General features: G+C 28.2%; 24 protein-coding genes. 13 read left to right on the top strand and 11 right to left on the bottom strand.

Annotation, left to right across the window (positions count from 1 at the left end; translation table 11 throughout):
* Window positions 1-3: 3 nt before the first annotated feature.
* Together fliS and CRU94_RS02515 are read left to right on the top strand one after the other, a co-directional pair.
* Window positions 4-360 carry a flagellar export chaperone FliS gene (gene fliS / locus CRU94_RS02520; RefSeq protein ID WP_066162934.1) on the top strand — a complete coding sequence of 119 codons (357 nt, stop codon included), beginning with the start codon at window positions 4-6 and terminating at the stop codon, window positions 358-360.
* On the top strand, window positions 336-605 hold the full coding sequence (locus tag CRU94_RS02515; RefSeq protein ID WP_129105247.1) for a hypothetical protein: 270 nt from the start codon (window positions 336-338) through the stop codon (window positions 603-605). Before fliS ends, CRU94_RS02515 begins: the two co-directional genes overlap by 25 nt.
* Here the strand turns inward: CRU94_RS02515 and tilS are convergent.
* The 4 genes from tilS to CRU94_RS02495 form a co-directional block, all read right to left on the bottom strand.
* Complete coding sequence (gene tilS / locus CRU94_RS02510) at window positions 594-1,574, bottom strand: tRNA lysidine(34) synthetase TilS (protein ID WP_129105246.1); 981 nt, start codon at window positions 1,572-1,574, stop codon at window positions 594-596. The two genes, CRU94_RS02515 and tilS, sit on opposite strands and share 12 nt — an antisense overlap.
* Window positions 1,571-2,911: a 30S ribosomal protein S12 methylthiotransferase RimO gene (rimO, locus tag CRU94_RS02505; RefSeq protein WP_129105245.1), complete on the bottom strand. Its 1,341-nt coding sequence runs from the start codon at window positions 2,909-2,911 to the stop codon at window positions 1,571-1,573. Before rimO ends, tilS begins: the two co-directional genes overlap by 4 nt.
* A gap of 118 nt (window positions 2,912-3,029) precedes the next feature.
* Window positions 3,030-3,848: a pantoate--beta-alanine ligase gene (gene panC, locus CRU94_RS02500; protein ID WP_129105244.1), complete on the bottom strand. Its 819-nt coding sequence runs from the start codon at window positions 3,846-3,848 to the stop codon at window positions 3,030-3,032.
* A gap of 22 nt (window positions 3,849-3,870) precedes the next feature.
* Window positions 3,871-4,830 carry an ABC transporter permease gene (locus tag CRU94_RS02495; RefSeq protein WP_129105243.1) on the bottom strand — a complete coding sequence of 320 codons (960 nt, stop codon included), beginning with the start codon at window positions 4,828-4,830 and terminating at the stop codon, window positions 3,871-3,873.
* Window positions 4,831-4,859: 29 nt separating this feature from the next.
* Here CRU94_RS02495 and acpS point away from each other — a divergent pair, with 29 nt between their 5' ends.
* Window positions 4,860-5,210, top strand: coding sequence for a holo-ACP synthase (gene acpS / locus CRU94_RS02490; protein ID WP_129105242.1), 351 nt, complete (start codon window positions 4,860-4,862; stop codon window positions 5,208-5,210).
* A gap of 131 nt (window positions 5,211-5,341) precedes the next feature.
* On the opposite strand, the gene gltS is transcribed toward acpS, so the two are convergent.
* The 3 genes from gltS to CRU94_RS02475 are packed head-to-tail and all read right to left on the bottom strand — an operon-like array spanning window position 5,342 to window position 7,886.
* Entirely contained in the window at window positions 5,342-6,568 is a 1,227-nt protein-coding gene (gltS, locus tag CRU94_RS02485; RefSeq protein WP_129105241.1) for a sodium/glutamate symporter, read from the bottom strand.
* Between the two features lie 17 nt (window positions 6,569-6,585).
* Window positions 6,586-6,975, bottom strand: coding sequence for a Holliday junction resolvase RuvX (gene ruvX, locus CRU94_RS02480; RefSeq protein ID WP_129105240.1), 390 nt, complete (start codon window positions 6,973-6,975; stop codon window positions 6,586-6,588).
* On the bottom strand, window positions 6,972-7,886 hold the full coding sequence (locus tag CRU94_RS02475) for a methylenetetrahydrofolate reductase (protein WP_129105239.1): 915 nt from the start codon (window positions 7,884-7,886) through the stop codon (window positions 6,972-6,974). Before CRU94_RS02475 ends, ruvX begins: the two co-directional genes overlap by 4 nt.
* 80 nt (window positions 7,887-7,966) lie before the next feature.
* On the opposite strand from CRU94_RS02475, the gene serB reads away from it, so the two are divergent.
* The 3 genes from serB (at window position 7,967) to CRU94_RS02460 (ending at window position 11,004) form a co-directional block, all read left to right on the top strand.
* Window positions 7,967-8,593, top strand: coding sequence for a phosphoserine phosphatase SerB (serB, locus tag CRU94_RS02470; RefSeq protein ID WP_129105238.1), 627 nt, complete (start codon window positions 7,967-7,969; stop codon window positions 8,591-8,593).
* Window positions 8,594-8,596: 3 nt separating this feature from the next.
* Window positions 8,597-9,589: a transaldolase gene (locus tag CRU94_RS02465; RefSeq protein ID WP_129105237.1), complete on the top strand. Its 993-nt coding sequence runs from the start codon at window positions 8,597-8,599 to the stop codon at window positions 9,587-9,589.
* Between the two features lie 62 nt (window positions 9,590-9,651).
* Complete coding sequence (locus CRU94_RS02460) at window positions 9,652-11,004, top strand: class II 3-deoxy-7-phosphoheptulonate synthase (protein WP_129105236.1); 1,353 nt, start codon at window positions 9,652-9,654, stop codon at window positions 11,002-11,004.
* Window positions 11,005-11,017: 13 nt separating this feature from the next.
* On the opposite strand, the gene CRU94_RS02455 is transcribed toward CRU94_RS02460, so the two are convergent.
* From CRU94_RS02455 to tgt, 3 genes are read right to left on the bottom strand one after another with little or no spacing between them, the layout of a single operon-like run.
* The gene (locus CRU94_RS02455) at window positions 11,018-11,359 is read right to left on the bottom strand and encodes an arsenate reductase family protein (protein ID WP_129105235.1); all 342 of its coding nucleotides are present in this window, start codon (window positions 11,357-11,359) and stop codon (window positions 11,018-11,020) included.
* A gap of 3 nt (window positions 11,360-11,362) precedes the next feature.
* Window positions 11,363-11,653, bottom strand: a complete 291-nt coding sequence (gatC, locus tag CRU94_RS02450) for an Asp-tRNA(Asn)/Glu-tRNA(Gln) amidotransferase subunit GatC (RefSeq protein ID WP_129105469.1) — start codon at window positions 11,651-11,653, stop codon at window positions 11,363-11,365.
* 55 nt (window positions 11,654-11,708) lie between these two features.
* Window positions 11,709-12,827 (bottom strand): tRNA guanosine(34) transglycosylase Tgt, encoded by a 1,119-nt coding sequence (gene tgt / locus CRU94_RS02445; RefSeq protein WP_129105234.1) that lies wholly within the window; start codon window positions 12,825-12,827, stop codon window positions 11,709-11,711.
* Window positions 12,828-12,932: 105 nt separating this feature from the next.
* On the opposite strand from tgt, the gene CRU94_RS02440 reads away from it, so the two are divergent.
* On the top strand, window positions 12,933-14,360 hold the full coding sequence (locus tag CRU94_RS02440; RefSeq protein WP_258237360.1) for a COG3400 family protein: 1,428 nt from the start codon (window positions 12,933-12,935) through the stop codon (window positions 14,358-14,360).
* Between the two features lie 11 nt (window positions 14,361-14,371).
* Window positions 14,372-15,676 (top strand): UDP-N-acetylmuramate--L-alanine ligase, encoded by a 1,305-nt coding sequence (murC, locus tag CRU94_RS02435; RefSeq protein WP_129105232.1) that lies wholly within the window; start codon window positions 14,372-14,374, stop codon window positions 15,674-15,676.
* A 24-nt stretch (window positions 15,677-15,700) separates the two neighbouring features.
* Here murC and CRU94_RS02430 read toward each other — a convergent pair whose 3' ends face one another.
* A complete protein-coding gene (locus CRU94_RS02430; protein WP_066409570.1) occupies window positions 15,701-16,600 on the bottom strand; it encodes a LysR family transcriptional regulator in 900 nt (299 codons plus the stop codon).
* Window positions 16,601-16,716: 116 nt separating this feature from the next.
* Between CRU94_RS02430 and CRU94_RS02425 the strand changes: the two genes are divergently transcribed.
* From CRU94_RS02425 to ccoN, 5 genes are all read left to right on the top strand, one after another.
* Window positions 16,717-18,771 carry an ATP-dependent helicase gene (locus tag CRU94_RS02425; protein WP_129105231.1) on the top strand — a complete coding sequence of 685 codons (2,055 nt, stop codon included), beginning with the start codon at window positions 16,717-16,719 and terminating at the stop codon, window positions 18,769-18,771.
* A gap of 9 nt (window positions 18,772-18,780) precedes the next feature.
* Entirely contained in the window at window positions 18,781-19,647 is an 867-nt protein-coding gene (gene truB / locus CRU94_RS02420) for a tRNA pseudouridine(55) synthase TruB (protein WP_129105230.1), read from the top strand.
* Window positions 19,640-20,395 carry a 4-(cytidine 5'-diphospho)-2-C-methyl-D-erythritol kinase gene (locus tag CRU94_RS02415; RefSeq protein WP_258237358.1) on the top strand — a complete coding sequence of 252 codons (756 nt, stop codon included), beginning with the start codon at window positions 19,640-19,642 and terminating at the stop codon, window positions 20,393-20,395. The genes truB and CRU94_RS02415 overlap by 8 nt, the downstream gene beginning before the upstream one ends.
* 9 nt (window positions 20,396-20,404) lie before the next feature.
* Complete coding sequence (gene smpB, locus CRU94_RS02410; RefSeq protein WP_129105228.1) at window positions 20,405-20,878, top strand: SsrA-binding protein SmpB; 474 nt, start codon at window positions 20,405-20,407, stop codon at window positions 20,876-20,878.
* A 153-nt stretch (window positions 20,879-21,031) separates the two neighbouring features.
* Complete coding sequence (gene ccoN, locus CRU94_RS02405; RefSeq protein WP_066162873.1) at window positions 21,032-22,501, top strand: cytochrome-c oxidase, cbb3-type subunit I; 1,470 nt, start codon at window positions 21,032-21,034, stop codon at window positions 22,499-22,501.
* Window positions 22,502-22,507: the final 6 nt, after the last annotated feature.

Raw genomic sequence — 22,507 nt, 5'->3', positions numbered from 1 at the left:
TTTATGGGGATTGAATTATATAATCAACAAAATGCTGTAACAGATGACCCTTATGCATTGGTTTTAAAGTTATATGAAGGAATAATAAAGTATTTATCATTTGCAAAAAGTGCTATAAATGATGGAGATATTGAGAAAAAATTTACATATATAAATAAATCTATTGCAATTTTTGATGAACTTAGAAATGTACTTGACTTTGATGGTGGAGAAGTTGCTTACTACTTAGATGGATTATATTTATACCAAATAGAGACGCTATTTAGTGCTGGAGTTGATGATAATATAAATAAAATCAATCAAGTTATAAAAGTTGTTCAAGGAATGATTGACGCATGGAAAGAAGAGACTGGTCTTTAAAACTTTTGAGTGAATTAAACTATATTAATTCACTTGATTCTTATGAAAAAGCTGATGCTATAGTATCTTGGTATCAAGATAATTTCAAAAATAATAAAATAGAAGATTTAGATTTAAAACTTGATGATTTAAAAAGATTTGAAGAGCTTTTTTTTGTAAATCTGAACTTTTTAAAAGAGCAAAAAGAGATAGCTAGGCAAGATTTAAATAATCTTAAAAAAATGAAGAGTTTTTTAAAAAATTAAATCATTTAAATCTATATTTTTAATAAAAATATACTCTCTAATATTTTTTGGTAACTTTTTAACTCTACATCTTTCTTTAAAATCTTTTGACATATCTGTTTTTATTTTTGGAGCTATAAAAATATAATTTTCTGTAATAGCAATATTTATTTTATGAGCTACTGTAAGTTCTTTTTGTTTTATAATCTCATCTCTTTGTGAAGATGATATTAAAACACCTCTTTTCTTTAAAGATTTATCAATAACTCTTAGATTTAAATTATTATCATTTTGGTTTTTGAAAATTTCTAATTCATAAATTTTTTTAATTGGATTAAAATCTATATTTAGTGATTTTAAATCATTGTGTAAAAATTCAAAACTATTTTTTACACCATCTTTAAACTCTTTTAAAAAAGAGTTTGAGAAACTGTTTCTAAAGTAGTTTCTTCTATATTTTTCATCTATATTTGATTCATCTACAAAATATTTTATATTCTCACTATGAAGATAAGATATAAGTTCATCTTTTGAAATATTAAGTAAAGGTCGATAGATTTTATAAAATTCTTTATCTTCAAATTTGCTCATTCCTAAAAGTTCAATTAATCCAGCACCACGACTTAATTGCATTAAAAACCACTCAAATTTATCATTTAATTGATGAGCTGTGATTAGAAATTCATAAGAGTTATCCCTTATAATATCTTCAAAAAAAGTGTATCTTACATCTCTTGCTTGTTTTTCAAAATTTGATAAATTTTTTAAAGATATGCTTTTTATATATATTTTTTTATTGAATTTTTTTGCTAATTCTTGAGCATAAGCTACTTCTTCTTTTGATTGCTCTCTTATATTGTAATCAACAATAGCAATATCAAAAGGTATATTTGAATTTAAAAGTAGAAAAAAAAGTGCAGTAGAATCAATTCCAGCTGAAAATGCTAAAAGATTTTTACTATTTTTAATTTCTAAAAAATCTAAATTCATACTTTTTTAATTATTTTAGCTAGTAATTTATCACCAGCTATATCAGTTATTAAAACTTCATAAATATCACCAAATACAATTTTTTCATCATTTTCATTATCATTGATATATATTTCACCATCAATTTCAGGAGCCCAAATAGTTTTTCTAGCACTTAGTAGATACTCATGCTCATCACTTTCGCCACTAATATATACCTCAAAAGTTTTACCAATATCATTTTCTAAAGATTTTAGAGTTGTATTAGAGATAATTTCTCCTAAAATAGAAGCTCTTTCATCTATTAACTCTTGCTCTATCTTATCAACTCTTGTTTGTGCAGATGTTCCCTCTTCATCTGAATAAGAGAATACATTTGATCTATCAAATCCAAAGTTTTCAACAAACTCACAAAGCTCTTCAAAATCTTCTTCACTCTCACCTGGATGCCCTGCAATAAATGTAGTTCTTACAAATGAGTTTGGTTTTGATTTCATATAGTTCATTAGTTCAATTAACTTTTCAGAACCTTTTCCTCTTTTCATAATCTTTAACATATTTTGTGATATATGTTGAAGAGGCATATCAAAATAGTTTACAAATACTTTAGAGTCTGCAATTTTATCTATTAAATTAAAAGTAGTTGTACTTGGATATAGATATAAGATTCTAGCTGTTTTAACACCATCTATTTTTTCAACTGCATCAATTAACTGCTCTAATCCATCATTAAATCCTAAATCTCTTAAGTATGAAGATGAGTCTTGTGATACAAAAGAGAAATCTTTAAAGCCTTTCTTAACTAGGTTTGTAAGCTCTTTTACAAGTGATTCTAAAGTTCTTGAGTGAAGTTTTCCTTTAAATGATGGAATTGCACAAAAAGAACATGCTTGGTTGCAACCTTCGCTTAGTTTTACATAGGCATGAAAATTAGAACCAGTAATAACCCTCTCATTTTCATCATTTGCAAGAAAAACTTCATTTGAAAAGCTACTTCTTTTTTCATGAACCAATTTATCAATTTTGTCATAATCTCCAACACCTGTGAAAATATCAATTTCAGGCAACTCTTTTTGAAGTTCTCCTTGATATCTTTGGCTTAAACATCCAGCCATAACCAAAACAGACTCTTTTTTTCTATCTTCGTGTAGGTTTAAAATTGTATTTAAGCTCTCCTCTTTTGCACTATCTATAAATCCACATGTATTTACTATAATTAAATCAGCATTTTGTGCATCATCTGTTATTTCATAATCTTTAAGCCTACCTAGCATTACTTCACTATCTACAAGATTTTTTGTACATCCAAGGCTTACCATATGAAGCTTTTTTGTAGGTTTTTTTTTACTAAATTTCATATATATTTATCCAATATTTTATAATTTTTTTGGATTTTAACATATAAGAGCATAAATTAATAAGTTGAAAATTTATAAAAGAGTAGAACTACTACTCTTTTTAGTTTATTATTGAATCTCACATCCAAATATTGTCAAGAAGTCTTATATTTTCAAATCTTACAACTACTAAAATAATTGTATTTGATTGTTCTATTGTCTCTATTTCATTAAATTTTCTATCAACAACTTTTACATACTCAACATCAAGACCATTTAAAACTTCATAAATTTTATCTTTTACTACTTTAGAATCTCGCTCCCCTTTTGCAATTAAATTTCCAGCCATATAGATTGATTTTGAAATTTTAAGAGCTTCTTCTTTTTGATTTAGAGTTAAATATACATTTCTAGAACTAAGAGCCAAACCACTATTTTCTCTAACAATATCGCAAGGAACTATATTTATAGGTAAAAATAGATTTTTTACCATCTGTTGAATTAGTGTTAATTGTTGAGCATCTTTTTTACCAAAATATGCATTTGTAGGAAGTGTAAGATTAAACAATTTTAAAACAACTTGTAAAACGCCATCAAAATGCCCAGGTCTTGTAAATCCTTCTAAGACATAACTATTAATAGGAGCTTTAATTAAAACTTCATCATCTTCATACATAGTATTTATATTTGGCATAAACAGATAATCAACTTTACACATTTGACAGATTTTGATATCAGCTTCCTCTTTTCTTGGATACTTATCTAAATCTTCACCTTTTAAAAATTGTGTAGGATTTACAAAAATAGATACTATAACTATATCGTTATTATCTCTTGCATTTTTTATTAAAGAGATATGTCCATCGTGTAAAGCACCCATTGTTGGTACAAATCCAATTTTTCCACTTAAATTTTTTCTAATATTTTTTAACTCTTCAACAGTTTTAACTATTTGCAATACTTTTTCCTTTTTATGATTTTTATTTTTCGTTGTAGTTTGGATTTAATTTTAATAAAACTAAATCAGCAAGCATATTTCCAATAAGTGTTAAAAATGCTCCAATTATAAGTATTCCCATTATTACAGGGTAATCGTGGCTTAAAGCACTTTGATAAAATAGCAATCCCATTCCATCTATTGAAAATATTGTCTCTAAAATTACACTTCCACCAATAACTCCTGGAAGTGAAAGTCCTAAAAGTGTAATAACAGGTGGATATAAGTTTGGTAAAATATAGTATCTTAATATTTTTTTATTATCTAAGCCTCTAGCGCGTGCAAAAAATATATAATCACTTTTTAAAATCTCAATTGTTAAAGCTCTAATATATAAAATCAGACTTCCAATTCCACCAAAAACTATTATAAAAATAGGTAGAACTAAATGCCAAGCAAAATCTAAATAGTAGTTAAAGCTTCCATCATTTCCTACACTATGAAGTCCAGCTATTGGAAAAAGTTCAAATTGTATAGAGAAAATTAAAACTAAAATAAGTGCTAAATAGAAAGAGGGCATAGAGAAGCTTAAGAGCGATAGCTGTTTTGTAAACCTATCAAAAATTGACTCTTTTTTCATAGCAGCTTTTATTCCAAGATATAAACTTATTATAAATACTAAAATCATAGAGATTATATTTATTGTTAAAGTAATTGGAATTCTGCTTAAAATCTCATCTTTTACAGTAGATCCACTTGAAAAAGATATTCCAAAATCTAGTTGTAAAATTGAGTAAACCCACGAAAAAAATTGAATATATAGTGGTTTATCAAGTCCATAAATTTTTTTCAACTCCTCAATTGCTTCAGGTGTTATATTTGGATTTAGCTCACCACTTGCAAAAAATGAGTTAGGAGCTAAATTTATTGCAATAAATGATATTAGGCTAATAATAAATAGCATAATAATAATGTATAATAATTTTTTTAAAAATAGATTCATAACATAGATTATACAAAAGATAGGATTAAATGATAGGTATTGATATAGTTAGTATTGATAGAATAAAAAAGATGTACGAAAAGTTTGGAGATAAGTTTTATGATAGATTTTTATGTGAAGATGAAAAAAAACTTGTAAAATCTCCTCAAACTGCAGCTGGATTTTGGGCTGCAAAAGAGGCTGCTAGTAAAGCTATTGGTACTGGAATTGGAGAGATTTGTTCATTTGATGATATTAAAATAAAAAAAGATGAAAATGGTGCTCCAAAGATAAAGTATAGTAAAGATTTAAGAAAAAAGTTTAAGATAAAAAAATCATCTTTAAGTATTACTCACGATGGTGGTTTTGCAATAGCAGTTGTAGTAAATAGTAAAAAATAATTGACTTAAATCAAAATATTATTTTATCAAAGATGATAAAATAATCTACTCTAAAAAAGAGTTTGTGTTGTGGAGTTCCCCGAAATCTCTCCTGATTAATCCACAACACAGTAAAAAACTATCTAATTAATTTATCCAAAAAATTTTAAAATTGTTTGTATAACTGTAGCATTTATTAAATCTACAAAAAATGCTCCACAAAGTGGAACTATTAAAAATGCTTTATGAGAAGAGCCATACATATTTGTAATTGCTTGCATATTTGCAACTGCTGTTGGAGTTGCTCCTAAACCAAAACCACAATGACCAGCTGCTAAAACACTTGCATCATAATTTTTACCCATAGTTCTAAATGTTACAAAATATGCATATAAAATCATAATCAAAACTTGTGAAACTAAAATCACAGTTAAAGCACCAGCTAGATTTGATAGTTGCCAAAGTTTAAGTGAAAGTAGAGCCATTGCTAAATATAAAGATAATGAAGCATTTCCAAAAACATCAATTGCCCTATCAAAAATCTCAATTTTTAAAATATTTTCTAAAACATTTCTTAAAATTACACCACCTGCAAGTGCCCAAACAAAAGTAGGTAGTTCAAATGCGCTTCCTTTTGCAAAGTTTGTCATAAAATCAGAAAATGCTAAACAAGCTGCAAATAGAGCTAAAGTTGATATTGCACTATTTGTAGTGATTAATCTTACTTCTTGAGGATACTCAAAAGGAACAAATTCATCAATTACTTTCTCATTCTTTGAGTCATCTTGTTTTCTAGATTTTTCATTAGCAAGTTTATATCTATTTATTAAAAATTTTGCCAATGGTCCACCAATTATTCCACCCATTACAAGACCAAAAGTAGCAGCTGCCATTCCTAAAGCCATGGCTCCTTCAATTGCATATTCTGTCTCTAAAATTTCGCCCCAAGCACCAGCAGTTCCATGCCCACCAGTTAGTGAAATAGAACCAGCAATAAGACCAATAAGTGGATCAATTCCTAATAGTGTAGCAAGAGATATTCCAACAAAGTTTTGAATAATAATAAAACCAGAAACTACAAAAAGAAAAACTAAAAGAGATTTTCCACCCTCTTTTAGTTTTACAAAATTTGCACTAAGTCCAATTGATATAAAAAATATAAGCATAAAACTTGTTTGAAGTTCACTACTAGTTGTTATACTATGACCCCAAAAATTATATATAAAAGTAGAAATTGTAGCTGCTACAAGTCCTCCAGCAACTGGTTCAGGGATATTATATCTTCTTAAAAATTCAATTTTATTTACCAAAAATTTACCAATAAGCAAAATTATAACAGCAGCAATTAGTGTATAGTAAGCATTAAATGTAAAATTCATAAGCTCTCCTTTTTTAATTATTTTATTTTACTTAAATTTATATATCTTTCTAAAATTATTTTTGCAGCAATTGAGTCGATTCTTCCATCTCTTACTTGTTTTACTTCACCCTTCATAAGCTCTTTTGCCTCTATTGAGCTAAGATTTTCTTCTTGGAATTCAAAAGGAATTTTAAGTTCTAGTAAATTTGTGAAGTGTTTTATTCTGTTTTGAGTATCTATATTTGAGCTTGGAAGTCCAATAATTAGTTTTTCAATTTGCCACTCTTTTAAAAAATTATTTACTTCAAGAGCAGCTTGATTTCTATTTTTTCTAATAATGGCATTTTGTGGAGTTACAATATCACTCATAAGTGAAATTGCAACACCAACTCTTTTTAGACCAACATCAATTGAAGCTAATCTCAATCTAAAATCTCACTTGCTACTTCAAATTTATTGTTTGCAGTCATTAGATGAATTTTTGGATGAATTTTATTAATCTCTTTAAATAGATTTTTACTCAAGCGCATTCCAACTTTATACTCCTCTTCTTCGCTAATACTGTGAGCTCGTTCTAGCTCATCAATCCAAAATTGAGGAACATGAATCCCTGGAACTTGTGCAGATAAAAATAGCGCAGTTCTTAGTTTTGTAATAGGAAAGAGTCCAAGTATTAGTTGTGATTTTTTCTTATCACCTTCTACATTCTCTTTTGCAATTTCAAAGCTTTCAAGTAGTTTTTTTACATTTTCAATATCAAAAACAGGTTGAGTTATAACTCCAACAGCACCGTTTTGAATCTTTAAATTCATCTTTTTTTCCAAACTCCCAAAGTTTTTAGCATAAGAGTTTACAACTGCAAATGGAAATATCTGTTTTGGTTCTATTTTAAAAGGCCTACCAGCAAAATCCATACCATAGTTAAAAGATTTAATCATCTTTAAAAGCATTAAAGAGTTTGCTTCAAAAACACCTTTACTATTTGGCTGATCACTCATTTTTGCAGGATCTCCTGTAAGAGCTAAAATTGCTCTAATATCAAAATCATTTGCTCCTAGCAAATCTGATTGTAAAGCTATTTTATTTCTATCTCTCATTGTCATTGTTGCAATTACTGGTTTTTTAAACTCTGTTTGAAGTTTTAATGCTGCAAAAAGTGAGTTATATTTTAATTTAGCTAGTGGATTATCTGTACAAGTAAATCCATCTACTTTTGAATCTATTTTAAATTTTTTGATTTTTTCTACAATATTGTGCATTGATGGTTCGTGTTGAGGTGTTGTTTCAAGTGTTAAGTATTTACCATCTTGAAGTTTAGAAATTAGTGTTTCAAACATAAAAAAGCTTTCCTTTTTAAACTATTTAGTTAAATTTGGCTAATATTATACCCTTTAATATTTAAAGTTTTAGGATATTTATGAAATTAGCAGTTTTTGATTTTGATTCAACACTTATGGATGGAGAAACTATAGATTTTCTAGCAGATGAGTTTGGAATTGGAAGTGAAGTAAAAAAGATAACTGAAGAGGCTATGAGTGGAAGATTGGATTTTTTTGAATCTTTAATTCAAAGAGTAGCACTTTTAAAGGGAATGGATTATAAAAAAGTAGTTGATATTTGTGCAAATCTTCCTTTAATGCCAGGTTCAAAAGAGATTGTAAAAGAGTTACAAAAAATGAATTATAAAGTTGTTTGCTTTAGTGGTGGATTTAGATTAGGAACATCACCTGCTAAAGATAAATTAGGACTTGATGCAGATTTTTCAAACATTTTACACCAAAAAGATGGAGTTTTAACAGGGCTTGTTGGTGGTGATATGATGTTTGGTTACTCAAAAGGAGATATGATACAAAGACTTCAAGGTCTTTTAAAAATATCAAAAGAGGATACATTGGTTTGTGGAGATGGTGCAAATGATTTAAGTATGTTTAAAGAGGCTGATAAAAAAGTTGCTTTTTGTGCAAAAGATATACTTAAAAAAGAGGCAAATATAATTGTTGATACAAAAGATTTAACAAAAATTTTAGATTATATAAAGGCTTAAGAGATGAAAGAGTTTGAAGAGATAAATTACTCAATTTGGTGTGATTTTATTGAGAGAGATTTTTTAGAAAATAGATTTCAAGAGATTATAAATGATGGAACAATAAAAGGTGCAACATCAAATCCAGCTATTTTTGAATCATCAATTAAAAGTTCAGGTGCATATAAACAACAACTTTTAATGCTTCAAGCAAATGAGAATAAAGCAATATATGAAGAGCTTGCTTTTACAGATATAAGAAGAGCTGCTGAACTTTTAGAGCCACTTTATAAAAAAAACAATAACAATGGATTTATATCAATAGAGGTTGATCCACTTTTGTGTGATGATGCTTCTGGAACTATTGAAGAGGGATTAAGAATTCACAAAGCTTTACACTCTGATAATGTTATGATAAAAATCCCAGCAACACAAGCTGGTTATATTGCAATGAGAGAGCTTACAAGTAGAGGAATTCATGTAAATGCTACTTTGGTTTTTTCACAAGAACAAGCAAAAATGTGTGCAATGGCACTTGATGAGGGAATAAAAGCTTCAAATAAAGATATAAAAGCTGTTATTTCTGTATTTGTTTCAAGATTTGATAGAGAAATTGATAGTGATTTAATCATAAAAGGTCTGCCACACTCTAAACTTGGAATTATAAATGCAACAAAGTGTTACCATATAGTTGAAAAGTTTGAAAATAAAAATATAAGAACTCTTTTTGCAAGTACTGGTGTAAAAGGTAATGAACTAAGCCCTAGCTATTATGTTGATAATTTAATATATCCAAATAGTGTAAATACAGCACCTCTTGCTACTATTGAAGCGTGGCTTGAAATTGGTAAAAAAGAGCCTTCGGTTTTAATCTCTGAAGCCGAGTGTGATGCATTTTTAGAATTGTTAGATAAAAATGGTTTCAATGCAGATAAAATATCTAACAAACTTTTAAATGATGGGCTTGAAGCTTTTAAAGTATCATTTAAAGAGCTTTTAGAAAAAGTTAAAAATTAATTTAATATTAAGATATATTGGATAAAATTTTTCCATTAATAATAAATAAAAAGGTAATAGATATGAAAAATTGGAGCCCAAGTAGCTGGAGAGAGTTTCCTATAAAGCAACAACCAACATATAATGATATAAAAACTTTAAAAGAGGTTGAACAAGAGATAGCTAGTTATCCTCCTTTGATTTTTGCTGGTGAAGCATTAAGTTTAAAAAAACAACTTGCAAAAGTTGTAAATGGTGAGGCATTTTTACTTCAAGGTGGAGATTGTGCTGAGAGTTTTAGCTCTTTTAATGCACAAAACATAAAAGATCTATTTAAAGTAATTATGCAAATGGCAGTTGTATTAACATTTTCAGGTGGTTGTCCTGTTGTAAAAGTTGGAAGAGTCGCTGGACAATTTGCAAAACCAAGAAGTGCTGATTTTGAAGAGATAAATGGTCTTAGTCTTCCATCATATAGAGGAGATATCATAAATGATATGGATTTTACTCTTGATGCAAGAGAGCCAAAAGCAAAAAAACTATTAAAAGCATATAATCAAAGTGCAGCTACAATGAACCTTTTACGAGCATTTTCAAGAGGTGGAATGGCTGATTTAAATCAGGTTCATTTATGGAATTTAGATTTTGTTAAAGATAACACTTTAGGTGCAAAATATGAAGAGATAGCAAATAAAATTAGTGAGAGTTTAGCATTTATGAAAGCTTGTGGAATTACAAGTGAAAACACTCCTCAGCTAAACCAAACAACACTGTTTACTTCTCATGAAGCACTTTTACTAAACTATGAAGAGGCACTTACAAGAAGAGATTCAATCACTGGTGATTGGTTTAACTGCTCTGCTCATATGCTTTGGATTGGAGATAGAACAAGAGAGCTTGATGGTGCACATATTGAGTATTTTAGAGGAATTAAAAATCCAATTGGTTGTAAAGTTGGTCCATCTATGAAAGAGGATGAGCTAATTAAACTAATTGATGCTTTAAATCCACAAAATGAAGCTGGAAGATTAAATTTAATTGTAAGAATGGGTAATGAAAAAATAGCTGAATATTTCCCAAAACTTTTAGCAAGAGTTGAAAAAGAGGGTAGAAAAGTTTTATGGTCAAGTGATCCAATGCATGGAAATACAATAAAAGCTGAAAATGGATATAAAACAAGAGATTTTGAAGCAATTTTGGGTGAAGTAAAACAGTTCTTCCAAATTCATAAAGCTCAAGGTTCATATGCAGGTGGAATTCATCTTGAAATGACAGGACAAAATGTAACAGAGTGTACAGGAAGTAGATCTTCAGCTATTAAAGAGAGTGATTTAGCAAGTAGATACCACACTCAATGTGATCCAAGACTAAATGCTGACCAAGCTTTAGAGTTATCATTTATGATAGCTGAAACTCTAAAAGAGGCTAGAAAATAAGAGCTAAGAAGATTTATAAAAAAATCTTCTTATACTCCTCTTCATTCCAAGCAACTATAAGTTTATCACCATACTCTATAACTGGTCTTTTAAAAAGCATAGGTTCATTTGCAAGATACTCTTTTTTACCTTGCTCATCAAGATTTAACTCTTTTAAATTCATAGTTTTGTATTTAGTACCTTTTGAGTTAAAAAGTATATTTATATCAACTTTTTGTGACCATTTTTTAACAGTTTCTAAATCTATTTTTGTAGTTTTAAAATCTACAAAATCAACTTCTATATTGTTGTCTTTGAAAAATTTCAAAGCATTTCGCACACTACCGCAAGTTTTTATTCCATAAACTTTTATCATTTTTTACTCTATAATTTTTGGAACTACAAAGTAGTTATCTTCACTTTTTGGTGCATTTTTTAAAATAGTATTAGATATCTCTTTACTTGAAACTGCAACATCTTCTCTAAAAGGTGTTCCGCCCTCAATTACACTTGAAATTGCCTCAACATTTGAAACATCAACTTCATTTAAGTTGTTTACAAACTCAAGCATTTGAGAGATATCACTTTTTAACTGCTCTTTTTTATCATCTTCTATCTTTACACTAGAGAGTTTTTCTAATCTTGTTATTAAATTATCATCTACAATAATATTTGACATATTTTTCCTTTATCTTAAAGTAAGTATTTTATCAAAAAAAAGTTTATTAGCCTCTTTTAGCATAAAAATCTTTTTTAAATTCCACCCAATTATCTTTTAAAATAGCCTCTCTTGCTTGTTTCATTAAATCTAAATAGTAATAGATATTGTGTATAGAAGCCAATCTAAAATAAGTTATTTCACCAGCTCTTAAAAGATGATTTAAATAAGCTCGTGTAAAATTCTTACAAGTATAACAAGAGCAACTCTCATCTATTGGTTTAATATCTTCTTTAAACTCTGCTTTTTTGATATTTAATCTTCCAAAACTTGTAAATAGTGTTCCATTTCTTGCATTTCTTGTAGGCATTACACAATCAAACATATCAACACCACGCTCGATATTTTCTATTAAATCCTCAGGTGTTCCAACTCCCATAAGATATCTGGGTTTTTCTTTTGGCATAAATTGAGTTGTCCACTCTACAGTTTCATACATAAGTTCATTTGGTTCACCAACGCTTAATCCACCAATTGCAAAACCATCATAATCACTTAGGGCACAAAGTTGTTGGGCACTTTGTTTTCTAAACTCTTTATCTGTTCCACCTTGAATAATTGCAAAAATATTCTGATGTGTTCCAATACCACGAGATTTTTGCTCCATGTGATATTCAATAGCTTCTTTTGCCCATTTTGTAGTTCTTTCAATTGATTTAGCAATTCTCTCTTTTGTATTTGGAAGTGCTACTAAATCATCTAAAATCATCATAATATCGCTATTTAAATCATATTGTGTATCTAAAACACTTTTTGGTGTAAAGTAGTGACGGCTACCATCTATGTGAGATTTAAACATAATTCCATTTTCATCTGGTTTTGAGTTTGAACTTAGTGAAAATGCTTGAAAACCTCCGCTATCTGTTAAAAAAGAGTTTGGAAATTTTGAAAAACCATGAAGTCCTCCAAATTTTTTGATTAGTTTGCTTCCAGGTCTTAAATATAAGTGATAAGTATTTCCTAAGATTATTTTTGCTCCAAGCTCTAGCATATCGTTTGCATCAAGAGCTTTTACAGTTCCTTGAGTACCAACTGGCATAAAAACAGGAGTTAAGATAGTGCTATGAGCTGTTTTAATTGTACAAGCTCTTGCACCTTTTGAAGTTGCATCTATTTTAAATTCCATAAATATTATAAACCTTTTTTGTAAATTAGGATTTTGTTTTAAATTAATAAAAAATAGATTCTATCCAAAATCTACTATTAAACTTTTTAAGATATAATTTTGCCCATGAAAAAAATATTAATTATACTTGATGGTATTGTTGCAAAGAAGCTTTTACAAAGAATTGTAGAGTCAAATACGGGCGATAATAGCTACGATGTCGTATATATGAATGATGTAATTTTACCAATTCATAAGCCTGCAAATTTTACATTTTATAAGTTTGACCCCACTTCTAGCTCTAAATTATCAATGGTTTTAGATAAAGATATTCATAGTGAAGTTTTGATGGCATTAAACTCAAAAGATGAGATGCTAAGTACTATAAAAATAATTAGAGAGTATAAAAAGAATCTTCAAATCACAATATTGGATTATTGGGGAATTAGTTTAAAAGATCCAATGGTTCATATATATAAAGGTATAGATGTACTTGCTAATGGAATGGTTGAAAGATTACCAAATATTCCTGTTCTTGCTCAAAATATTGGACTAAAGCAGGGTGAAATTATGGAGATTAAAATTCCATTTGGAAGCTCTTATGCTTATAAATCAATTGCTACTTTAGAGCAAAAAGATTGGAGAATTTTTGGTCTTTATAGAAATCAAAAATTGGTGGAATTAAAAAGAAGTTTAGTTTTAAAACCAAACGATATAATCCTTGTAATTGGAAAACCATCTGTATTGATGAATATTTACAATGTAATTGGAAAAACTCAAGGTCAATTTCCAATGCCTTTTGGAAATAATATATATTTATATCTTGATCTATATTTAGAAGATGAACTTAGTGTAAAACATATTTTAAGAGATACTAAATTTTTAAATGAGAAATTAAAAAACTCTTTATTAATTGTAAGAGTTACAAGACCAACTACACCAAAAATAATGACACTTATAAAAAATGAATTAAGAAATTTTCCTACAATAGTTTTGCATATAGATTATGCAAATAAAGGTTTTGAAGATTTATTTAAAGAGGATAGTAGAAAGTATAATATTGGACTTATTGCACCAAGCCCTTCTATGTTTAAAGACAAAAAAATGCTTAAAAAATTAGATTGTATAAAACTTCCAATGTACAAAAAAGGTGAAGAGAATTTAAGATCATCAAAAAATATTGGAGTTGTTTTAAATGATTATCTATCTTATGAACAGATTGCTCCAATTGTTTTTGATTTAGCTAGTCAATTAAAACTTAAAGCAAAAGTATTTAATCACGATCCAATTGGACAAAAAGATAATCAAGAGAATTTATTAAACCATTTTGAGAATATTGCAAAAGTATTTAATGAAAAGATTGAAATAGAAAGTGGCGATAAAAATCCAATTAGAGAGTTAAGAAAACAGAAAAATATTTTACAAGTACTTCCTTTAAAAGATATTATGTTTAAAAAGAGAAATTTCTTTAAAATTATCTATACAAATAGTGATTTAGTAGCATTTGATATGTATAAATTTAATCAAATTTTAATACCTATTTCAGAAGATTAAGAGGGGAAAATATGAGAGTTCATTTTATTGGAATTGGGGGAATTGGTCTTTCTGCCTTAGCTAGATTTTTAAATTTTGATGGGCATAGTGTTAGTGGAAGTGATGTTAAAAGTTCACCAATTATAAAAGAGCTAATAAATGAGGGTATTAAAATATCTTGTCCACAAGATGCTAAAAATATAACAAAAGATTTGGATTTGGTAATTTATTCAGCAGCTGTAACAGATGAGAACCCTGAACTTATAGAGGCAAGACTTAAGCAAATAAGAACTTTAAGTAGAAAAGAGGCACTACCAATTATTTTAGGGGATAAGAAAAACTATTGTGTTGCAGGAGCTCATGGAAAATCAACTACAACTGCAATTTTAGCAACAATACTTCAAAGTAGCACTTTAATTGGAGCAATTTCAAAAGAGTTTGGAAGTAACTTTAGATATGTAGATAAAACAGTTGTATTTGAAGCAGATGAGAGTGATGCATCTTTTTTACTTTCAAATCCATATTGTGCAATTGTTACAAATGCTGAGCCTGAGCATATGGAGTATTATTCTTATGATTATGATAAATTTTATGAATCATATGAAAAATTTATCTCTTTGGCAAAAAAAAGAGTTGTAAATGGTGAAGATAAAGATATTGCTAAATTAAAAATTGAGGATGCAACATATCTTTATCCATCAAAAGATATAAAAAATCTTTGCTACACTTTAAAAGATGGAGAACCTTGTACAAAATTTACTCTAAAAGATTATGGAGAATTTGAGGTTTGGGGATTTGGATTTCATATAGCTTCAAATGCCTCTTTGGCAATTTTGGCTGCTTTAAATGAGCTTGATATTGAGACAATTAGAAAAAATCTTTTAAACTATAAAGGTATTAAAAAGAGATTTGATATTGTTCAATCAAATGATAAATTTGTAGTTATTGATGATTATGCTCATCATCCAACAGAGATTGAAGCAACTATGAAATCAGTTGAGTTATATGACAACTTAACAAATTTTAACAATAGAATAGTTCTTTGGCAACCACATAAATATAGTAGAACTGCTGATAATCTAGAAGGTTTTAAAAAGTGTTTTAGAAGATGTGATGAGTTGATAATTTTACCTATTTGGAAAGTTGCTGGTGAGAAAAAACTTGATTTGAATTTAGAAAAAGAGTTTGCCTCTTATAATCCAATTTTTGCAGATAGAGTAGTATCTTACAAAGGAAAAATTGAGCTTATAAAAGATGATAAAATCATCAAAACTTATGAAGAGGGGATATTTTTAGGAGTTGGAGCTGGAGATATAACTTATCAATTACGATATTAATTTTAAAAGCTAGAACTCTAGCTTTTAAGGTTTTACTTTTAATAAATAATCAACAACATTTTCTATAAATGCATCACTTTTTCTATCTTTTCTGTATGCAATATATAGTTTTCTAAGCATTTTATTGTTGCCAATTCTTGATTCATATAAAGCACCCGATTTAAGTAGTGACTCAATAGCATTTCTTGAAACTATTGAAACTGTTGGTATATCATTTTTATCTGAGTGTAAAACAGTTTGAACTATTGTTGTAGCACTTGTAACTTCACTTGTAACATTAAAAGTATCACAATCTGGATAGTTTGCTTTTTGAAGGCTCTCTTTAAAAATAGTTCCAGTATCAGAACCAGGAGTTCTACAAACCCATCTATATGATATTAAATCTTCAGCTTTTGCTTTTGGAGGTAGTTTTTGATTTGAAAATATAACAATCTCATCTTCCATCCACTCTCTATAAACAATATCTTCATTTGCAATATAGTTTTCAACTAAAGCAATATCTATTTTTTTGTCTAATAAATCTTCAATTGCCTCATGAGAGACTGATACATTTATAGATACATCATTTCTAATATTATCTTTTAAATTATTTAAAAATCTAGGAAGAATATAATTTCCAATTATAAAACTAGCACCAAAAATAAATGCTGTGTTTTTATTCATTATTTTTAACAGATCTTTTTCAGCATTAGTTATACATTTCTCTATTTTAAGGGCTATTGCGTGAAGCATTTGTCCCTCTTTTGTAAGCCTTATACCATTTTTCTTTCTATCAACAATTTGAACATCTAAATAATCTTCTATAAACTTCATTTGTTGAGTTACAGCAGGTTGTGAAATCCCTAGCTTTGCAGATGCTTTTGAAAAAGACTTCTCTCTAACTACAGTTAAAAAAGTCTCTAATTTAGCAAAATCTTTAAGCATTTTTTTCTCCAAAAATAAATTGGTACAATAATAACATTTATTTATAAATAGAATAATTAAGAGATATAATAATTTTATAAATTTTATGGTATAATCTAAGTTTATTGGAGAAAAAAATGTCTGAAAATTTATTAATATCACTTAATGAGTCACAACAAAGTGCAGCACAACATATAGATGGACCACTTTTAATTTTAGCTGGAGCTGGAAGTGGAAAAACAAAAACGATTACAACTAGACTAGCTTATTTAATATCAATTGGAATAGACCCAAAATCTATTTTAACTTTAACTTTTACAAATAAAGCTGCAAATGAGATGAGAGATAGGGCCTTTTGCATGCTTGATTCAAATAGTTTAAATACTCCCCCTTTACTTTGTACTTTTCATAAGTTTGGTCTTCTTTTTTTAAAATTTCATATAGGTGAATTGGGTAGGAAAAACAACTTCATAATTATTGATAGTGATGATAAAAGAAGAGTTTTAAAATCAATAAATAAAGAGATTCCAACAGCACTATTATCAAGTGAAATTTCAAAATATAAAAACTCAATAATAACTCCAATAGAGGCAAAAGCACAAGCTCAAGGGAAGCTTTATAGTGAGATAGCAGATATTTATGCATCTTATGAAGAGCATCTATTAAAAAACAATCTTGTAGATTTTGATGATTTACTTTTGCTTCCTTATAATATTTTAAAAAATAATGAAAAATTAGCTTTAGAGACTAGTAAAAAATACCAATATATAATGGTTGATGAGTATCAAGATACAAATGAACTTCAATATAGACTTTTAAGGCTACTTTGTACAAATCATAATAATATTTGCGTTGTTGGAGATGATGATCAAAGTATTTATGGATGGCGAGGGGCAACAATTAAAAATATTTTAAATTTTAATGAACATTTTAATGATACAAAAGTTGTAAAACTAGAGAAAAACTATAGATCAACTGATACAATTTTACAGCACGCAAATCTTTTAATTGAACACAATCGTGACAGGCTTGGAAAAAAACTTGTAGGAACAAAAGATAAAGGAAGTTCAATAAAAGTTTATGAATCAAATGATGAGAATGATGAGACAAGAAAAATAGTTGATGATATTAAAGATTTATTATCAAGTGGCGAAAATGCTAAAGATATAGCAATACTTTTTAGAGTAAATGCACTTTCAAGATCTCTTGAAGAGGGATTTAATAAAGCAGGACTTAACTATAAACTTGTTGGTGGAATGAAGTTTTATGAAAGATCTGAGATTAAAGATTTAATTGCATATTTTAGAATTTTAACAAATTTAAGTGATAACTTCTCAATTAAAAGAGTTATAAATAAACCAAAAAGAGGAATAGGTGCTACAACAATAGATAAACTTGAAGCAAAGGCAAATGAGCTAAAGTTATCTATATTTGATATGATTCAAAATTTAAATTCAGATGAATTAAGTGTTGTTGTTGGTAAAAAAAATGCAAGAACTATCAAAGTTTTTGAAGCATCAATTTTGGATTTAAGAGAGCAGATGAATGAATCAAGAATGAGACTTCTTGATAGTTTTGAAGATACTTTTGATTATAGAGCATCTTATGATAATCTTCCAGATGGATTTGAGAGACAAGCAAATATTGATGAGTTTTATGGATATATTAGAGATTTTTTTATTCAAAATCCACATTTAGATCTGAAAGATTTTTTAAATGAAATAGCACTTGAGAGTCAAAATGATGAGTATTCAAATGAAGCTGTGAGTATGATGAGTATTCACGCTTCAAAAGGATTAGAGTTTAAACACCTTTTTATTATAGGGCTTGAAGAGGGATTCTTCCCAATTATTGGAGATGGAACTGATTTAGAAGAGGAGAGACGATTAGGTTATGTAGCATTTACAAGAGCTATGGATAATTTAACCTTATCATTTGTTCATTCAAGATTTTATAAAGGAAAAAGAACTCAATTAAACAAAAGTAGATTTTTGATTGAGAGTGGTTTAGTAAAAGGGAGTTTAGTTATAGAAAAAAGCTCTGGATTTAAAAAAGGGGATATGGTAAATCATAAAATTTTTGGTCAAGGAAGAGTTGAAAAAGCTGTAAATGCTGGAAAAGATTATAAACTAACAATTAATTTTGGTGGACAAAAAAGAGATATTCTCTCATCATTTGTAGAAAAAGCTTAAGGATTTTTTTTGCAAAAAAGATTTTATGAAAAGGGCGAATTAAATAGACTTTTTGTAGTAAATAAACCCATGTTTATTAGTTCAAACTTCTATTTAAACAGATTTAAAAGAGCTTTTAAAAATAAAAAAGCTGGATTTAGTGGAACTCTTGATCCCTTTGCAACTGGATGTTTAATTGTTGCTTTTGGTCAATATGCAAAACTATTTCAATATCTAAAAAAAACTCCAAAAACATACCAAGCTGTTATTTGGCTTGGAGTTACTTCTGAATCTCATGATATAGAACGAATTTTAGATATAAATTTTGTAGATAGATTTGATGAAACTTTTTTAAAAAATGAGCTTGAAAAAATAAAAGGAGAGATTGATTATACTCCACCAAAATTTAGTGCAAAAAAAATAAATGGAATGAAAGCTTATGAATTAGCAAGAGAAAATGAAGATTTTGAATTAAAAAAATCAACTATGGAAGTTTTTGATATTAAATTTTTAAAATACAACCACCCTTTTATTAGCTTTGAAGCAACTGTTAGTGAGGGCTCTTACATTAGATCTTTAGCACAAATTTTTTTAGAAAATATATCTTCAATTGGAACTTTATCATATTTAAAAAGAGTTAGTGAAGGTCAATTTAAATTTGAAAATCATAAAGAGTTAAATCCACTTGATTATATAGATTTAGAAAAAAATATATATAGTGGAACTAAAGAGTGGTTAGAGTTTGGTAAAAAAATTAGCATTGAATATTTAGAAAAAAAGAAGAATGGTAAGTATATAATAGAGCTTGATGACTTTTTTTCAATTATTGAAATAGTTGAAAATGAGGTAAAATATATTTTAAATAAAATTCCAAAATTAAAGGAAAATAATGGTTGAAAAATCATATGCAAAAGTAAATATATTTTTAAAAATAGTTGGAGTAAGAGATAACTATCATCTAATAGCATCAAGATTTGTAAGAGTAAAAAATCTTTTCGATACTATTTCATTTATAAAAAAAGATGTTGAAAGCTTTACTTTAGAGGGTGATTTTTCATGTTTATTAGAGAAGAATACAGTTTATAAAGCCTATAAAGAGCTAGAAAATTTTAGTTGTGTAAAAGAGTTTTTTAAATCTCATATTGTAAAAATAGATAAAAAAATTCCAGAGTTTGCTGGGCTTGGTGGTGGAAGTTCAAATGCAGCAACATTTATAAATATGGTAAATAGATATTGTAATTTAAATTTATCAAAAGATGATTTAGCAAAAATTGGCTCAAAAATTGGTGCAGATGTAGCTTTTTTTATATATGAGTATGATAGTGCAAATGTAAGTGGAGTTGGAGAGATAGTTGAAAAGTTTGATGAAGATGTGTTAAATATTGAAGTTTTTACTCCAAAAATATCTTGCAACACAGCAGAAATATATAAAACATTTAGAGAAAATTTCTATAAAGAGCTAAATAAAGATGAAGTTAAAGAGCTTTTTGCTACAAATTCAAAAGATATTTTAAAAAAATTTGATATAAAAAATGCTAATGATTTATATCTTCCAGCTCTGTTTTTAGAGAAAAAATTAGAAGATTATGCAAAAGAAAATTGGTATTTTAGTGGAAGTGGAAGCTCATTTTTTAAAGTTTTATAAGGATAAGGTTTGGCAAAAAAAGAAGTAAAAAAGAGTTTAGGTTTTAAAAATAAAAAAGCATTTCATGACTTTACAATTTTAGATAGCCTTGAGGCTGGAATTATGCTTGAAGGTAGTGAAGTAAAAGCTATTAGAGAAGGAAGAGTTAATTTAAAAGATAGTTTTGTAAGAATTATAAAAGGTGAGGTTTTTTTATTAAATGCTCATATATCGCACTTAAGCACAACTCACTCTACATATAGACCTGATGAAAGAAGAGCTAGGAAGCTACTACTTCACTCAAAACAGATAGCAAAAATGTATGAAAAAGTTACGAAAGATGGAATAACATTAATCTGTACAAAACTCTATTTTAATGATAAAAATATGATAAAAGTTGAAGTTGCAACAGCTCAGGGTAAAAAGTTACATGATAAGAGAGAAGATTTAAAAGCAAAAAGTATGAAAAGGGAAACTGAACAAGCTTTAAAAGCCTATAAATAAGATAACTTTTCTCTTGATTTTTTCTTTCAAAAATCCTTCTAATCGTTAATTTATTGTTAATTTTTTTTGTTAATTTTAAGTTTCACTTGGATATTATTTTGCCTAATGAGTGACATTTTGTGACTTGTATATAAATTTTGTAGGAGGAAATTGATGCAAAACGGTGCACAAATTGAGTATGACTACTCGGTTGCTAAGTATTTTACGTTTGCTACAATATTGTTTGGTATCATAGGTATGACAATAGGTGTTGTCCTTGCTTTTCAATTAGCTTTTCCAGAGCTAAACTATCTAGCAGGTGAGTACGGTACATTTAGTAGATTAAGACCTTTACACACAAATGGTGTTGCGTTTGGATTTGCTTTAAGTGGTATTTTCGCAACTTGGTATTATGTATCACAAAGAGTTTTAAAAGTTTCATTAAAAGAGTCACCTTTTTTAATGGTAATTGCTAAATTACACTTTTGGTTATATTTCATAACAATTCTTTTAGCTGTTGTTACACTTTTTATGGGTATTACAACATCAAAAGAGTATGCAGAACTTGAGTGGCCACTAGATATTCTAGTTGTTGTTTGGTGGGTTTTATGGGGTATTTCTATCTTTGGAATTATAGGAATTAGAAGAGAAAGAACACTATATATCTCTATTTGGTATTATATTGCAACATTTATTGCTGTTGCTATGTTATATCTATTTAATAATATGGAAGTTCCAACTTATTTTGCTTCAGGTGGATATGGTTCATGGATTCACTCTGTTTCTATGTATTCAGGTACAAATGATGCTTTAGTTCAATGGTGGTATGGACACAATGCTGTTGCATTCGTATTTACTACTCCAATTATTGCAATGATTTATTACTTCTTACCAAAAGAATCAGGACAAAATGTTTATTCTTATAAACTTTCTATCTTAGCATTCTGGGGTCTATTGTTTGTTTATCTATGGGCTGGTGGACACCACTTAATTTATAGTACTGTTCCAGATTGGATGCAAACTATGGGTTCTGTTATGTCAGTTGTTCTAATTTTACCATCATGGGGATCTGCAATTAATATGCTTTTAACTATGAAAGGTGAGTGGAATCAGTTACAAACAAATACATTAATTAAATTTATGATTTTAGCTTCAACATTCTATATGTTAAGTACAATTGAAGGACCAATTCAATCAATTAAATCAGTAAATGCTATTGCGCACTTTACAGATTGGATTCCAGGACACGTTCATGATGGAGTTTTAGGATGGGTTGTATTTATGATTATGGCAGCACTATTCCATATGGTTCCAAGAATGTTTAAAAGAGAGTTATACTCTAAATCTCTAATGGAAACACAATTCTGGTTACAAACAGTAGGTATTGTTCTATACTTTACTTCTATGTGGATTGCTGGTATTACACAAGGTATGATGTGGAGAGCTTATGATGAGTATGGTTCATTAGTATACTCATTCATTGATACAGTTACTGTATTACATCCATACTATACAATCAGAGCAGTTGGTGGGTTATTATATCTAATAGGATTCTTTATGTTCGCATATAACATTTATAAAACAATTAAATGTGGAAGAGTACTAGATAAAGAACCAGTAAATGCAACTCCAGTAGCTGCTTAAGAAAGG

It is taken from the genome of Arcobacter sp. AHV-9/2010 (assembly GCF_004116575.1).
GTDB classification, from domain to species: domain Bacteria; phylum Campylobacterota; class Campylobacteria; order Campylobacterales; family Arcobacteraceae; genus Aliarcobacter; species Aliarcobacter skirrowii.
The sequence above is the reverse complement of the archived record's forward strand: the minus strand, read 5'-3'. Positions and strand labels throughout refer to the sequence as shown.

Excerpts from the sequence above, each read along its gene's own strand:
- acpS (WP_129105242.1), top strand. The coding sequence starts at position 4,860 with ATGATAGGTATTGATATAGTTAGTATTGATAGAATAAAAAAGATGTAC.
- fliS (WP_066162934.1), top strand. The coding sequence starts at position 4 with ATGGGGATTGAATTATATAATCAACAAAATGCTGTAACAGATGACCCT.
- ccoN (WP_066162873.1), top strand. The coding sequence starts at position 21,032 with ATGCAAAACGGTGCACAAATTGAGTATGACTACTCGGTTGCTAAGTAT.
- murC (WP_129105232.1), top strand. The coding sequence starts at position 14,372 with ATGAGAGTTCATTTTATTGGAATTGGGGGAATTGGTCTTTCTGCCTTA.
- CRU94_RS02460 (WP_129105236.1), top strand. The coding sequence starts at position 9,652 with ATGAAAAATTGGAGCCCAAGTAGCTGGAGAGAGTTTCCTATAAAGCAA.
- CRU94_RS02430 (WP_066409570.1), bottom strand. The coding sequence starts at position 16,600 with ATGCTTAAAGATTTTGCTAAATTAGAGACTTTTTTAACTGTAGTTAGA.
- CRU94_RS02515 (WP_129105247.1), top strand. The coding sequence starts at position 336 with ATGGAAAGAAGAGACTGGTCTTTAAAACTTTTGAGTGAATTAAACTAT.
- tilS (WP_129105246.1), bottom strand. The coding sequence starts at position 1,574 with ATGAATTTAGATTTTTTAGAAATTAAAAATAGTAAAAATCTTTTAGCA.
- CRU94_RS02440 (WP_258237360.1), top strand. The coding sequence starts at position 12,933 with ATGAAAAAAATATTAATTATACTTGATGGTATTGTTGCAAAGAAGCTT.
- gltS (WP_129105241.1), bottom strand. The coding sequence starts at position 6,568 with ATGAATTTTACATTTAATGCTTACTATACACTAATTGCTGCTGTTATA.
- serB (WP_129105238.1), top strand. The coding sequence starts at position 7,967 with ATGAAATTAGCAGTTTTTGATTTTGATTCAACACTTATGGATGGAGAA.
- rimO (WP_129105245.1), bottom strand. The coding sequence starts at position 2,911 with ATGAAATTTAGTAAAAAAAAACCTACAAAAAAGCTTCATATGGTAAGC.
- CRU94_RS02495 (WP_129105243.1), bottom strand. The coding sequence starts at position 4,830 with ATGAATCTATTTTTAAAAAAATTATTATACATTATTATTATGCTATTT.
- CRU94_RS02475 (WP_129105239.1), bottom strand. The coding sequence starts at position 7,886 with ATGTTTGAAACACTAATTTCTAAACTTCAAGATGGTAAATACTTAACA.
- CRU94_RS02425 (WP_129105231.1), top strand. The coding sequence starts at position 16,717 with ATGTCTGAAAATTTATTAATATCACTTAATGAGTCACAACAAAGTGCA.
- tgt (WP_129105234.1), bottom strand. The coding sequence starts at position 12,827 with ATGGAATTTAAAATAGATGCAACTTCAAAAGGTGCAAGAGCTTGTACA.
- CRU94_RS02455 (WP_129105235.1), bottom strand. The coding sequence starts at position 11,359 with ATGATAAAAGTTTATGGAATAAAAACTTGCGGTAGTGTGCGAAATGCT.
- CRU94_RS02465 (WP_129105237.1), top strand. The coding sequence starts at position 8,597 with ATGAAAGAGTTTGAAGAGATAAATTACTCAATTTGGTGTGATTTTATT.
- CRU94_RS02415 (WP_258237358.1), top strand. The coding sequence starts at position 19,640 with ATGGTTGAAAAATCATATGCAAAAGTAAATATATTTTTAAAAATAGTT.